Source organism: Mycobacterium sp. E183 (genome assembly GCF_001667735.1).
GTDB lineage: Bacteria > Actinomycetota > Actinomycetes > Mycobacteriales > Mycobacteriaceae > Mycobacterium.
Map to the genome: position 1 here is coordinate 1 of NZ_LZJN01000126.1, position 13710 is coordinate 13710.

At 62.4% G+C, this 13710-nt stretch carries 11 protein-coding genes, 1 tRNA gene and 1 pseudogene; 5 read left to right on the top strand and 8 right to left on the bottom strand.

Features of this window, described 5'->3' with window-relative positions:
- Positions 1–5: 5 nt before the first annotated feature.
- From A5691_RS12895 to A5691_RS12905, 6 genes are all read right to left on the bottom strand, one after another.
- Positions 6–1361, bottom strand: coding sequence for a site-specific integrase (locus A5691_RS12895; protein ID WP_068015580.1), 1356 nt, complete (start codon positions 1359–1361; stop codon positions 6–8).
- Positions 1362–1562: 201 nt separating this feature from the next.
- Positions 1563–2321 (bottom strand): hypothetical protein, encoded by a 759-nt coding sequence (locus A5691_RS27990; RefSeq protein WP_156675544.1) that lies wholly within the window; start codon positions 2319–2321, stop codon positions 1563–1565.
- Positions 2322–2477: 156 nt separating this feature from the next.
- Positions 2478–3761 carry an AAA family ATPase gene (locus tag A5691_RS27315; protein WP_082950289.1) on the bottom strand — a complete coding sequence of 428 codons (1284 nt, stop codon included), beginning with the start codon at positions 3759–3761 and terminating at the stop codon, positions 2478–2480.
- Positions 3758–4816 carry a bifunctional DNA primase/polymerase gene (locus tag A5691_RS27320; protein WP_082950290.1) on the bottom strand — a complete coding sequence of 353 codons (1059 nt, stop codon included), beginning with the start codon at positions 4814–4816 and terminating at the stop codon, positions 3758–3760. The genes A5691_RS27315 and A5691_RS27320 overlap by 4 nt, the downstream gene beginning before the upstream one ends.
- A 152-nt stretch (positions 4817–4968) precedes the next feature.
- The gene (locus A5691_RS27995; RefSeq protein ID WP_156675545.1) at positions 4969–5940 is read right to left on the bottom strand and encodes a hypothetical protein; all 972 of its coding nucleotides are present in this window, start codon (positions 5938–5940) and stop codon (positions 4969–4971) included.
- 30 nt (positions 5941–5970) lie between these two features.
- Positions 5971–6264 carry a hypothetical protein gene (locus A5691_RS12905; RefSeq protein ID WP_156675546.1) on the bottom strand — a complete coding sequence of 98 codons (294 nt, stop codon included), beginning with the start codon at positions 6262–6264 and terminating at the stop codon, positions 5971–5973.
- Between the two features lie 441 nt (positions 6265–6705).
- On the opposite strand from A5691_RS12905, the gene A5691_RS12910 reads away from it, so the two are divergent.
- Entirely contained in the window at positions 6706–7020 is a 315-nt protein-coding gene (locus A5691_RS12910) for a hypothetical protein (RefSeq protein WP_068015589.1), read from the top strand.
- A 678-nt stretch (positions 7021–7698) separates the two neighbouring features.
- On the opposite strand, the gene A5691_RS27325 is transcribed toward A5691_RS12910, so the two are convergent.
- Entirely contained in the window at positions 7699–8901 is a 1203-nt protein-coding gene (locus A5691_RS27325) for a hypothetical protein (RefSeq protein WP_082950291.1), read from the bottom strand.
- Between the two features lie 536 nt (positions 8902–9437).
- Positions 9438–9511, bottom strand: a tRNA-Gly gene (locus tag A5691_RS12920).
- Between the two features lie 185 nt (positions 9512–9696).
- On the opposite strand from A5691_RS12920, the gene A5691_RS12925 reads away from it, so the two are divergent.
- The 4 genes and pseudogenes from A5691_RS12925 to A5691_RS12940 all read left to right on the top strand — a co-directional run.
- Complete coding sequence (locus A5691_RS12925; protein ID WP_197694382.1) at positions 9697–10353, top strand: hypothetical protein; 657 nt, start codon at positions 9697–9699, stop codon at positions 10351–10353.
- Between the two features lie 34 nt (positions 10354–10387).
- Positions 10388–10960, top strand: coding sequence for a dCTP deaminase (dcd, locus tag A5691_RS12930; RefSeq protein WP_067304154.1), 573 nt, complete (start codon positions 10388–10390; stop codon positions 10958–10960).
- Between the two features lie 130 nt (positions 10961–11090).
- The gene (locus A5691_RS28335; RefSeq protein ID WP_304528545.1) at positions 11091–13067 is read left to right on the top strand and encodes a hypothetical protein; all 1977 of its coding nucleotides are present in this window, start codon (positions 11091–11093) and stop codon (positions 13065–13067) included.
- Positions 13068–13241: 174 nt separating this feature from the next.
- Positions 13242–13710, top strand: a pseudogene (locus A5691_RS12940) (hypothetical protein); the annotation flags it as partial.

Here is a 13710-nt window from a genome sequence, read left to right on the forward strand (position 1 = left end):
CGTGGTCAGGATGGACGGCGCATTGGCACCACGTTCGGCGCTACCGGTGCGTTCATCGCCGCCAGGGCGGTCATGTGCTCGGAGTGATCTGACGGGAACAGGTGGCTGTAGATCGTCAGGGTGGTCGTCACCTTGCTGTGGCCCATGAACCGGCTGATTTCCAGCGGCGGGATGCCCGCTGCCACGCACAAGCTCGCGTAGGTGTGACGCAAGCTGTGGAACGTCAGACTCGGGGGCACCACGATTTGGCCGGCCAGCCGATTGGCGCGCATCAAGGCCGGTTTGAACACGGCCTTGTAGAACGTCTGGTGACGAATCGAAGCCGACCAGTCCAGCACCAGCCGGTCTGCGGCTTCGACGGCTGACAAGGCAGCTAGGGCGTCGGAAGCGGTCGGCACAATTCGATTGCCCTCGGCGTCGGTGGCGCGCTTGCCGGTCGGCTTCGACGGGACCAACGTCACGGCGGGGAACAACGGCGCTAGTGGGTCCTCGCGGCGGGGGTGAGTGGCCAAGTACTCGCGCAGCAGGTTGGCGGTTTCGACCGTGAGTGGCACGCGGCGGCGAGATCCTTTCGTTTTGGGTGTGTCATAGACCAACTTGCCGTTGACCGTGATGATCGTCCGATCGACGGCCAGCACCGCGCCGTTGGGTCCTGCAATGAAGTCGCGGACCTGCAATCCGGCCAGCTCGGCAGCGCGCAAACCAGACCAGACCGCGACATGCACGAACAGGTCGAACGGAGCAGGTGTCGCATCGATCAGCGCGGCAACCTGAGTGGGAGTCAGAAATGTCTCGGGGTCGTCAACGGAGCCGACAGAGTGGGTCTCGGTGCGTTCGGTCGGCAGCTTGACGTGATCGGCAGGATTATCGACCAGCCGACCATCGGCGACGGCTTGGGAGAGCACAGCCGAGACAACGTAAAAGTGATGGCGAACCGTGCTGGGTGACTTACCCGCTTCACTCAGCGCGCCAACCCATTTCGTGATGTCGGCGCGTGTGATCGAATTGACTGGGCGGTGCCCGAATGTCTTGGCAATCGACAGGTCGGCGTCGGTTGACTTAGTTTTGACGGCCAGTAGGTTTTCGTATTCAGCGCGGGTGCGCGGCTTGAGGTCATGGCGGCTCTTGAGCCATTGGTCAGCAACGATGCCGAACGGCTCGCGTCCGAGCTCCCGCAACGATGATGGCGATTTTCCCTGTGCCAAAAGCTTTTTCACGGCATCTAGCTTGTCTTGAGCTTGCTCTTTGGTGTCGAACGTCTCGGCGTGAGGACGACCGTGCTCGTGCCAGGTCGCTTGATAGCGTTTGATGACTCGGCCGCGTGAGTCACGGCGTGCGCTTGGCCTGGTGCGAATGTGCATGTCGATGGGCCTTTCGGACGGCAGAGCAGCTCTGTCAACAGCCTACCAAGCTGATTATATGACCACGGCCAATTGGGTAAGTCGAGCTAAATACGCTGTCGTGCAGTGGATTTCATCACGAGACATTACCTAGCTTCCCTAATCTGTCGTTATCTTGTCGCTATCCGGTAGAAACTGTGCGTGTTTTCCCAGCTCACACGCCTAGCGAGCGTTTCTGCCTGGTGGCAACGCTCGCTGAGCGCCATACACCCGCGCTGAGTTGTTCGCCGCCTGCGTGCGCAACCTACGTATCGCCTCGTTGGCGTCTTGCAGGCTCATCAGGCCCTCAACCGGTGGCGCTGACGTCGTGCAAAACCGGTCTGAATCAAACGCTCCGGGGGTTTCGTAGCTCTCTGGCGTGGTCGGTCGGGCGTAGTCGTCCAAATCAACTGTGTCACTGTCATCCAAATCGTCAACGATCTGTGCGTCGATTGGCTCATGGTTAGCGGCAGGAAGCTCGCGTGTCCCCGCTGTGTGTTCGCCAGCTCCAACAGCGGCGCGGTGTGCTTGGCGCGATCCGCCTTCAAGCTTCTCAAAGATGCTTTCGTAAGGCTTTGCGGTCACTTCAATCTCGGCTTTGATGCTCACACCGCCACGGTCCAAAGCGTCACGGATAGCGGCCAGCTTCACCGAATCTGAAACGTTGTCGTCAGTTGCCATTTTCAACAGCTCGCGGGCGAGGCGATCAGCAGCATTTGCAAGACGAACGCGCGCGGCTCGACGTACCTGCTTGGCGGCTCCGCCGTGTGTTCGGCACACGTTCGACCCGGCGATGGCGAACTTGCGGCACTGCTCGCCGTTCTTGCGATGCGCGGTGCACCGCTGCTTTGGGTTAGCGGCCAGCCTGCGATCCCAAGCTGACTTCTCCAAAGGTTCAGAGCTTGATGGGTCGTCGGGCGACTCACTCGCGTGTGGATACATCCTGGGGTCCCACCTTCCGTCAGTCCATGCGGATAACCGACCACAGCGGTTGGTTAAGAAACAGCTGGTCATCGCCGCATAACGCTTAATCCTTCTAGGGGAAGGATTAAGCGAAAACGGTTAACCGGAAATCGACGGTTAAGCGAGGTTAAGTGGTTAATTGACACCGCTCGACCCGCCCTTCTGGTTGGCTTTCAGAGGGATCACGTTCGCGCCGCCCCGGCTGATGGGGGCTACTCCGCCAAGCCGGTAAAGCTTCGCTTTGCCCTTCGGACGCTCATCCAGCCAGCCACGCTCCACCGCGAGCTTGCGCCCTCGCCGAACATCGGCGCTCTGCCTGCCGGTTGCCGACACGCCGACTTCCAGCATCAGATCATCGGCCGTCAGATCGCTCGATTTGCCGCGTTTAAGCCGAGCCGCCATCGCGTCATAAATCTTGAGCGCCCACAGTTCGCCTGCTTCGCTAACCCTGTTACCGCCACCGGTTGCGCTATAGATGCGCGTTTGATTGTCATAACCGATCTCGAATTCGGTGATGTTGACGTCTCGACCGAAAACGCTGATATAGCGCTTGGTGTCCAGCGGCGCGTCAGTGTAGTTACCATCACCGCCAGGTTCATAGCGCAGCGTCATGCTCATGTCGGGCTTGTCGCCCATTGCGCTTGCACCACGCCCACGGTTGGCAGCATCTTCCGAAAACCCCGTGTGATGGCCGATCCAGACGCCGCGTAGGTTGGCTTGTAGCACAAGGCTTTCGAAAACCGCCCACCACCTAAGGAAGGTTGTGTTCGGATCACCGCTACCCCACCGTCCAGCATCGTAGAATGCGACCAGCGGATCAAGGAAAATGACGGAAATTGATTCGCCAGTAAGCCAATTGACCAACCAATCAACCGCACGTGGGTTGCTGAAGTCCAACGATCCATGCTGGCGCCCGTGGTACGGCACGATGCGCTTCTTAGCTTCGTCAGACAGTCCCATATCTGAAAACCATTGATTAAATTGCGCTTTGGGCAGCTCCATATTCAAAAACGCCACGCGGCTGTCAGATTCAGCGTTGACATCAAATCGCCCTAGAAATCGTGTGCGCGTCACCAACGACCTCGCAGCGTTCATCATCAGCGTGGTCTTGCCGGCCTTTTTCTGCGCATTGAGTTGCAGGTTGCCCGACCACAACCCCTCGAAAATGTAGTCAACTTGCGGCGCTTCCTCATCGAGCTGCTCATAGAGGGATAGGGGCTTAGGTGGCGGCATCCAGCCTCGCCCGGCCTCAAACTCCTTGACTGCGCGACGGATTCGTGCGGTTCGCAGCGCGTCCGTAAGATCACCGATCAGTTCATCATCATCCGGGTACTGATCCAACAGGCCGGCGAAGTGCTCTCGATCCGCGTTGAACTCGCCTGTGGCGATATCGGTTTCATCGTCGTTGTGCTTACTCACGCTAGCCGCCCGATCTGACTTGCATAGCCAAAGCGGCCGCGTTGAGTTCGGTAAGCGAAACGCCGGATGGCCCCTGACCCGTTGCGAGTGCCCTTGCCGTAGTCGCCAGTTGCCTCTTGCAAAATGTCCTTGCGACTGCGGCTCAATGCGTAACCAACGCCGCCTGCGACCAGGCGCGAAAACTCGTGTTGGTCGAACTTGGCTGGCTCGCCGCGCCTTTTGTAGCTCTCCATCATCGCCGCGCCGATAGCTGTCACGGCGGCCGATAACGGATAGAAACCGACGCGGGCCTCACTGGCAACGATCTTGCACGCCCGCAACGTTCGGTGACGAGTACCGGAACGCGCATTGCGAACCCAATCCACCTGGCCGGTCAGTGCTTTCGGTCGGCTATTGCCAGTCCAGTCCGCTAGCGCTTCTATGACCAGTTCGCCCGATGCCACAATCGAACCCGACCACCGCGCCCTGGTGGTCCCGTACGCCGTGAGGTATTTGTGTGAGATATCGGGTAGCGGCGGCAGATCGCCATGGCTTGCCCAGCGGTAACGCCCACCTTCGTCGGCCTTGGCGTGTGGCGACGGTTCGGCGATGATGACGGTATTGCCGGATCGGATTTCGCCAACCAAATTGCCAGCTGACAGCGCGAGGGCGCCGGAGACGAAAATCTCAGGACTGGCGAACACGTAGTGCCCGCGCGCACCCCGACCGCCGCGAGTGCTCTGGAACAGCCCAGTGCGTAACCAGTCGAGTTCATCTGCAACGACGTCAACATCTAGATCGAACGCAATCAGATTTGATTTACCCGTGTGCAGAGCAATCCCGCGTTGCTCGGGGCGGTCCCAATAGCTTTCGATCACGTCAGGGTCGCGGGTGCTCTGCTGAGGCCAATCGCGACCGACCACACTGCCCGGGTGTTTTCCTATTTTTACCGGCAGAACATACAAGCCAGCATTTGCATAAGCTAAAGCGGCTTGAAAAGAATCCAACCCAGTCACGTCAGGAATACGCGGCGTTTCGCCGCGGTCGTTCGTAGCCGCGTCGGCTATTGTTGTCATTAGATCGTCCTCATCACCGATCTGTTCGGCCCCCTGTCTGGTTTTCTCATCGTTTCCAGGCAGGGGGCCTGCCCATTGTTGGTGTCGAATTTACCGACGTAGGTGCCCTTATCTCCTGCGACTCGCCGCGTTAAGCAGGTAAGGCCCGTCAATCATGGTTTCTTACGCTTTGATCTTTTATCAGTCATCTTTTGCGTTTCTTCGCTCCCCGCACCGACAAACTTCGTCCCCTGCAATGCCTTTTGAAGTTCAATACGGGAGGGCGGTTTCCCGTTACGCAGTTCCCAATCGCGGTAAACCTGCTCGACAACGCCCTTGTTCCACAGGTATTCGCTCTTGCTAATCGGGCCAGCACCGATCCTGCCGAAGCCAGACGGCGGCGGTTCAATAATTCCGATCTGGTGAGCCACTATGTGATTGCCTGCCGAAAATGCGCCGAGGCAAAACCTGCAAACCCGCGCCAACAAGATTGTGTTGCCGCGCCCAAACGGTATCGTATGGAAATTTTCGCTGAGATAATCACGGCGCAGCTTGTTTGGTTTGCCGTCCCTACCGAGTCCATCGCATTTGGCAATGCTGCGCAAAAGTTTGTGATGGCTTACCATGCATGAACCGGCTGCGGTACCGGCAAAATACTCAAAATCGCACGCAAGTGTTTCTGAGAGGCTGTCGATGACGGCCTCTAGGGTGATATCTCCTGCGAGAAGCCAACTTTCACCGCCCCTGATCGCCACCAGATCGGCCGGCCCGACCTGAGTCTCAGGAGCGAAACAGTTTACGGTACCTAGTGCAGTTTCGATAATCTGGTTGATCCACGGATCGCCAACATCTAAAAAACATAACCACCTTACTTTTTGTCCAGCTTCGGTGTTAAACCAGTTTGATAGCAACGCTTCACTACGACGATCTACATTTTCCAAATCAACATTGACACCGTTGATACCTGCGGGCGGTTTTCCGGCGAGAATATTTGATAATCCTTCGTTGAGGTCACGGCTCACCGTCGCATTGCCGGAATCGGTCGCAACCATATCTTTTGCGGCGCGAGCGCGGATCCGCTGTTTGGCGTCCTTATCGAGCCAGTGGAATGCTTCAAACTGATTCAGGTAGTCAAGACTGTCCATCATAAAGTTCCTTTCGTGTTTGGATAATTATTAGGCGTTGGGCTTTTTGGTGCTCAGAACGATGAAGTCATACAGGTCACGGTCTGAGAAATGAATGACGTGACCGATCTCGTGGCGCTGCAGTCTGCGCTTGGTGATGGCGCGGCGCAAGTAGTGTTCGGTGACCTGAACACCGAACAGCGCGTGGATACGCTGGACGGCTGCGTCAATCCCTTTGATATTGGGACTGGTGGAATACTGCAATCTTTCGTGCTGATGTTCAGGACTCAATGCGTTTTGTAATGGGTTTTCTGCGCGCAGGGTAGCGCTGGGCATTCGCGACATTGGTGTTTCCTTACGAATTACGGTGTTGGTTTTCCGGCAGTGTGAATTCACCGCCAGTGCCTACGCGCACACTATGAGCGCGAATGAGCACCGTCAATCACCGACTGCGCCTCCGGCGTGGCGGCTAATAAACCGTCTAGCTTCAAATATGAAGCTGTCTTGTTTACAAATATTTGAAGGCGCTCGGTGTATCCGATCACACGAACACACCTGTGTTCGCGGCTGTGTGTTGAGCTGAGGGCCGGGAATCAACCGCCCAGAGAACTAGCCCGGCCTGACAGCCGTCACCGGGCGCGGGGTAGTCGAGTTCCCGTTTCGCGGTGGTCGGTTGGGCCGACGCCGACGGGGCTCGGGCTGACCGCAATACGGCCACTCAGGCGGGCGGTATGGACTCATCTAAATCTGCCCAAACGCCAAGCCGAAACCGTAGGCTCGTTTGCTATGATCAGGACCAAAGCCCTCGGCGCAGCGCTGGCGGTACTCGGGGTCACGGCGCTCCTATTCGCGGGCACAGCTCAGGCCGACCCGACCCATAAGCCCAACCTGACCATCGGCGATTGTCCCGGTGGCAGGGGCGGCATTTTGGCGGTCGCTTGGTGCAACGGCGAGAAATTCCCTGACGGTAGCTACTGGCACAACGTCGCGATGACGGGCGGCACGTTCGCCACGCCGCGTTTCGAGATGAACTGCGTCATTGACGATGCCTTCCCCAGCGGGACACCGGCCCCGCCAGGCGGTTGCGGCGGGGCGGTCTAACGCGCTCATCGAGTCCGCCGACGCGCGCTGCGAGCTTTACGGGCCCGTTTGCGGTAGCCCTTGGTGAGCCGCCGCGCCTCGGCGTGCGCGGCCTTGCGCGCAGCGGCCGGAAACGCGGCCCCGGCTGTGGGCCGGTGCGGCAACGCGCGAGCGCGCCGGGTAACGGACTTCCGGTGATCGGACGCTGCTCGGGCCACATGCGCTGCGACCAGGCGACGCCGGGTGATGGCGGTGCGGGTGCGGCTGGCAGGGCTAGCGGCCTGGTGCGCGGCGACAGCGGTGATTGCGGCACCGGCCAGCGCAGCTCGACGGCGACGACGCGCGCGACGTTGCAGCGCAGCGGCCTCGGACGAAGTGACGGCCGCAACGCTGCCAGATGCGAACCGGCCCCGCGCGTCACGCTGATAGGCGCGTTTGCCCTTGGCCGCAAACGATTTCGCGGCCTTGGGTTTTGGCCGGCGTCTGGTCATCGGCGCGGTGTCTTACCGTGATAGCGCCCGCCTTCGGCTGGCGCAGCATCTTCGAGACCGGGCGGCGTCAAGCCCGGGCCGCGACTGAATTCTGTTGCACCGCGCTGTCGTTGAACGTGCTTGGCGTCAAAAACCAGCTTGCCAAACCAGTCGGCGTGGTCACCGCTCATGATTCAGACCCGATTCCATTGTGGTCGGATTCGCTGACCTAAACCGGAATCTGGTCAGCACTCGGCGCGGTGTAGGTGTTGCCGGTGGTTACTTGCACGCAAACAGCAGCGCCGCGCTGGCGCACACCGACCCCAAACGAACGCTGGTGATAGGAACCAACAATCGGGTAAATACCAGCACCCGGAATGTGCCGAAGGGGTTGGTATGCAGTATTCGGGTGAACGCGACGGCCCATTACATTGACCGGGCTGTTGGGACCACCACTGGCGACAACTGTGAAAAATCCGCTGGGGATGAATTCGCTTTGGATCAAAAGCGCTTCGCCGTAACTGCCTTGGACCTTGAGACCCCAGATCTGGCCGGGAACCTGTTGGCCGACCAACTCACCGGCTGGCGTAATGAAAGGCGGTGCGTCGGCCGCAGGAATAAAGTCGTATGATGCATCTGGCCCCGAAGTTCGCGATGGCTCACCGGCTCGCCACGACATAATCAGCTCGGCTTCATCGGGATTGGCCAAGATCAGGAGTTTCGTACCGGGCGCGATTCCATATCCCTTACGTTTCACAAGGGAAATCGCATCTTCAACGTCTCCCGCATCGACTTGATTCGCCTGACTAGCAAGGTAATGTGTTGTGGTACCGTCAAATTCGCGTCCTAGGTGCGGCGGCGGAATCATGCCATCGGCATTCCATAGCCCAAATACAGGTTGGTTGAACTCATTTCGCTTCTGAGTCGGGTCGAACAGGCGACGTAGGATCGTGCCCGTGACGAGCCGGTTGTCGGCTGCCAAAATCCCATTCATAACTCCGTCAACCTGGCGACGGTCGGCATCCCTCAGAAAACGCCACGAGAACCGTCCCGCCAGGTCATAGTCCTTAAAGGTATATCCAAGAGGCAAAGCGCCGGGGAGCCCCGCGCCTTTTGGCACACCCAGATCGGTTGATTCTTCAAAGCTCCCGATATCGAAATTTTGCGGGACCGCTTCACCGGGAGCGGTCGTATCAAACGTCAGGAGATCAGTAATACTTGACCGCTCAGTGTTATAGGCGCTGAGCGCTTCGGCGTACTCGTCCCAAATCTTGTTTAAATCGGTTCCGTCCGCTAGCTGGTTGACCAGCACATCGGCTTTGGTGTTAATCCCGTACTGATGTGTCGGCTGGGTACCGCCGAAGATCGGGCGGACCGGCACACCGTCAATTACAGCGATGGCATCGGGGCTCAAAGTCTTTTGCGCGTTCATCTTGCGTTACCTGCCTAAATTTCACGGAAATCGGTAAAACTCAATCTAATTGGGATGTGAGTCTACGCCGAATGACGTTGAAACCGTTCCACCACAACGCATTTCGGCGCGTTATGAGCACTCGCTAGACATTGGCGAGCACTTCATTCGCCCTCAAGTGGCACTTGTCCCAACTATCGAGATTCGCCACCAGGGCGGGGGTTGTTGCCAGCCCGCATCCAGGCCGGGATGCAGCCGCAAGCCGGGCACGTCGACCAGAGCCACCTAGGCCCAGCTCGACGCTCTCGGCGCGTCGGTGTGGTGGGGAGGAGCACGGGGGCCGCCGCTCTCGGCGCGTCGGTGTGGTGGGGAGGAGCACGGGGGCCGCCGCGTCGTGACGATTCGCGCCAGTCATCGGCAGCGGTCGCTGCGTCCCTTCGGGACAGCTAACGGTTCACCTGCGGTTTTTTCGACCGCCCACCGACAAGATAGCGACAAGTTTCGAGTGAAAGTCGAGAGTCTGCAGAGGTCTTCAAGCGTCTCAGCTGCGGAAACAGTGGAGCCGATGACGGGAATCGAACCCGCGTATTCAGCTTGGGAAGCTGATGTTCTGCCATTGAACTACATCGGCGCTGTCGACAACGAAGGCTAGCATCCGAGGGTGGATCCGTCGGGCGCATAGGGCCCCTCCGGTCGCGGCCCAGCCAGCGCGTTCAGGCCCAGCGGCGAATTGCCGACGCCGGGAAATGCGCCGCTCATCCGCAAATTGCAGAACTCGTGTTTATTCTTTCGTGATCATGTCGTAATGTGCCTGGGGTGGGTCGGCACAGCTTAGCCAAGAAGCGCCGTAAATCGCCGCTGCTCCTGGCAGGGGCGCTGGCCCCGGCTGCGGTGTTCTTCGCGGCGGCCGGCGATGACGCGCCTTTCGTGCCCCGTCCCATCGCGCAACCCGTTATTGGCGACGCCTCAGAGTGCTGCTTAGAAATCGTGCCGGCAAAGCCGGTGGGGATTGTGCTGGCGTCGGATGTGTCCCGTGGCGACGGGATGGCTCCGCCGCCCGCGGCGTCCAGGTACCACACCCGATCCCGGTTCCTGCCGGCCGGGCTCGCCCCCGAGCAGGGCCTCCAGGTCAGAACCATCCAGGTCTCCCGCAGCATCAGCGCCAAGTTCCCCCAGATCCACGAAATGGGTGGGGTGCGGCCGGATCCGCTGCCGTGGCATCCGCTCGGTTTGGCGATCGACGTGATGATCCCCAACCCGCAGAGCGCCGACGGGATCGCCCTGGGCGACGAGATCGTCGCGTACGTGATGAGTAACGCGAAACGCTTCGGGATCCAGGACGCGATCTGGCGCGGCGTCTACTACACGCCGGGCGGCGCGCAACCGAGCCGGCTCGGGCATTACGACCACGTCCACGTCACCACCACCGGCGGGGGCTACCCCAAGGGTGGGGAGATGTATCTCGCCGACTGACCGCGCGACGGCGAGCAGCGGATAGGCTCGTCGCGTGCTGCTCTCCGATCGCGACCTCAGGGCCGAAATCACCGCAGGCCGGTTGGGCATCGACCCGTACGACGACGCCCTGGTGCAGCCGTCCAGCATCGACGTCCGCCTGGACTGCATGTTCCGCGTCTTCAACAACACCCGCTACACCCACATCGACCCCGCGAAGCAGCAGGACGAGCTGACGACGCTGGTCGAACCCGTGGACGGCGAGCCGTTCGTACTGCATCCGGGGGAGTTCGTGCTCGGCTCCACGCTGGAACTGTTCACCCTGCCCGAGGACCTCGCCGGCCGGCTGGAAGGCAAATCGTCGCTGGGCCGGCTGGGGCTGCTGACGCACTCGACCGCCGGCTTCATCGACCCCGGCTTCAGCGGTCACATCACGCTGGAACTGTCCAACGTCGCCAACCTGCCGATCACGCTGTGGCCGGGCATGAAGATCGGTCAGCTGTGCATCCTGCGGTTGACCAGCCCGGCCGAACACCCTTACGGCAGTTCGCAAGTTGGGTCGAAGTACCAGGGGCAGCGCGGACCCACACCGTCGCGCTCCTATCAGAACTTCATAAGGACTACATAGGTTCTGCGGGCCTCCCGCGTCCCCTTTCTGCGCGATACTTAGTTAGCCATGGTTTTTTCCTCCGCCTAGCCGTGGTTCGTCTCGCAATACCTTTGGAGGGGTTGTCTTGGATATCGTGCTCGGGGTGTCGATGGCACCGGCGTCGATCCAAATGGTTGTTCTCGAAGGCGAATACGCCGACGGTGCCACCGTGGAAGAGGACGTGTTCGACGTCTCAGCCGCCGACGAAGCGGCCACCGCGAGCGCGTCCGACCAGGTGCTCGCCGCGATCCTGGGTACCCGGGAGGGCGCGGCCGACGCGGGCCTCGAGGTGTCGTCCATCGGCGTCACGTGGACCGACCAGCTCGAGGCGGCGGCGTTGCGCGACGCGCTTGCCGCTTACCGCATCGAAAACGTCATGTTGGTGTCCGCCTTTTTGGCGGCGACGGCGCTGGCCCAAAACGTCGGCGGCGCAATGGGTTACGAGCGAACGGCCGTGATGTTCGTGGAGCCCGACACCGCGACGCTCGCGGTCGTCGAGACTTCCGACGGCTCGATTCCCGACGTCTACAAGCAACCGATCTATGCCGATTCCTACGACCAGGCCGCCGCCCAGCTCGGCGGCATGATCGTCGGGCTGGAAAAGCTGGAGGCCGCGCCGGACGGCGTGCTGGTGGTCGGCTCGGGCGTCGACATCGCCCCGCTGAAGCCGGCGCTGCAGACGGCGACCTCCCTCGCGGTGAGCGTGCCGGAGGAGCCGGAGACGGCGCTGGCCCGCGGCGCCGCCCTGGCCTCGGCCAACGCGCCGCTGTTCGCCTCGTCGACCGCCGCGCTGGCATACGCCCAAGATCCCGGCACCGGTGCCGTCGACCAGTACTCGCTGCCCGAATACCTCTATGTGCCGTTCGGGCCCGAGGCGGTCGACGACGAGCGGGCTTACAGCGCGGTACCGGACGAGGACGCGGACTCGCCGACCGTCGTCATCGAGAAGCTCTTCATGCCCGAAGAAAGCGAACCGCGGCGCCGGCCGGCCTTGCTGATCGGAAGCGGGTTGGCGGTCGCCGGCATCAGCGCGGTGCTGGCGCTCGAGATCGCGCTGGCGATCGGCATCCGCACGACCGGCACCGTCGCGCTGCAGCCCACCCCCGGGCAGCACCTGATCGTGCCGACGCAGGAGGCGCCTGCCCCCGTCGAGGCGTCGGCCCCGGCGGCGAAGCTCAACCTGCCCGAGCCGGTAGCGGCACCGAAGCCGATGACTCCGCAGTTCGCCGCGCCGCTGCCGGCGGCCCCTCCGCCGCCCGCGGCGCCGCCCATTCCCGCGGCCCCGGCTCCGGTGGTGCCGGTTCCCGTCGTGGTCCCCCCGATCGCGCCGGTGATCTTGCCCCCGATCCGCGTACCAGTTCCCAACCCGGTGCTGACGCCGCCGGTGATTGAGGGGCCGCCGCACGTGTCGGCCCCGCCACCTGTGCTGCCCCAACCGCCGGTGCACGTCCCCGAACCGCCGCAGACCGGCGGCACGGGGCCCCAGTGGCCGCCGCACCAGACTCCGCCCGGGCAGGGCTCGTCCCCGCCCCCTAGCAGTGGCACGGGTGGTTCCGGCGGTGGGCATGTGCCGCCTCCGGACACCGGCGGTACCGGCGGCGGCCACGTCCCGCCTCCGGGTAGCGGCACGGGTGGTTCCGGCGGTGGGCACGTGCCGCCCCCGGACACCGGTGGTTCCGGCGGTGGGCACGTCCCGCCCCCGGGTACCGGCCCCGGCGGCTTGGGCGGCGGGCACGCCTCGCCCCCGGGCGACGGCGGCCTGGGCGGCGGGCACCTCCCGGCCCCAGGTTCCGGCGGCGGCGGCAGTACGCCCAGCGGTCCCGGTGGGCTGTTCGGCGGCGGACCTCTCGGTGGCGGTCACGGCGGTGGCGGGCCGATCGGGGGTGGGGCCCCCGGAGGCGGCTTCGGCATCCCGGGCGGCGGCTTGGGCGGCGGCCACAGCGGGGGCGGCGGCCTCGGTGGTGGCGGCGGACTCGGTGGGGGCGGCGGCTTCGGCGGCGGCCACAGCGGTGGCGGTGGCGGCAGCTTCGGCGGTGGTGGCGGCGGCGGTGGCCACAGCGGCGGTGGCGGCGGCGGGCACAAATAGCGCTTCGCGGCTGCCGGACGCGTCGAACTTCGCGCGCTAGGGTGGCGACGGGGTGTGGGGCCGTGATCGCGTCGAAAATCCGTCCGGCCAATTCTGGAAAGCGATGATGCCCCGCGGCGGGAACACAGCTGTCCCCGCACGACACGCAATCGATTTGGACGACTTGGAGGAGCGGTGGACGTCGTACTTGGCGTGTCTATGGCGCCCGAGACGGTCCGCATGGTGCTCGTCGAAGGCGAAGCTGCCGGCGGAGTGACCGTCGACCAGGACGGCTTTGAACTCGCCGATCAGACAACGGCGGTGGCCGCGGCGGACCGCGTGGTCGACGCGATTCTCGGCACACGGGAAAGCGCGGCCGCGGGTGGCTATCGGGTGAAATCGAGCGGCGTGACGTGGACGGATCAAGCCGAGGCGGCCGCGCTTCGAAATGCGTTGGCGGAGCGCAAGATCGAGGACGTCATGCTGGTGTCCGGCGTGATGGCTGCCGCGGCGCTGGCGCAGGCCGCGGGCAGTGCCACCAACTGCGCGCGCACCGCGCTGCTGTTCGTCGAGCCCAGCACCGCGACGCTGGCCGTCGTCGACACCGCCGACGGTTCGGTCGCCGACGTGCGCCGGCATGCGCTGCCCAGCAGCGACGGGGCGG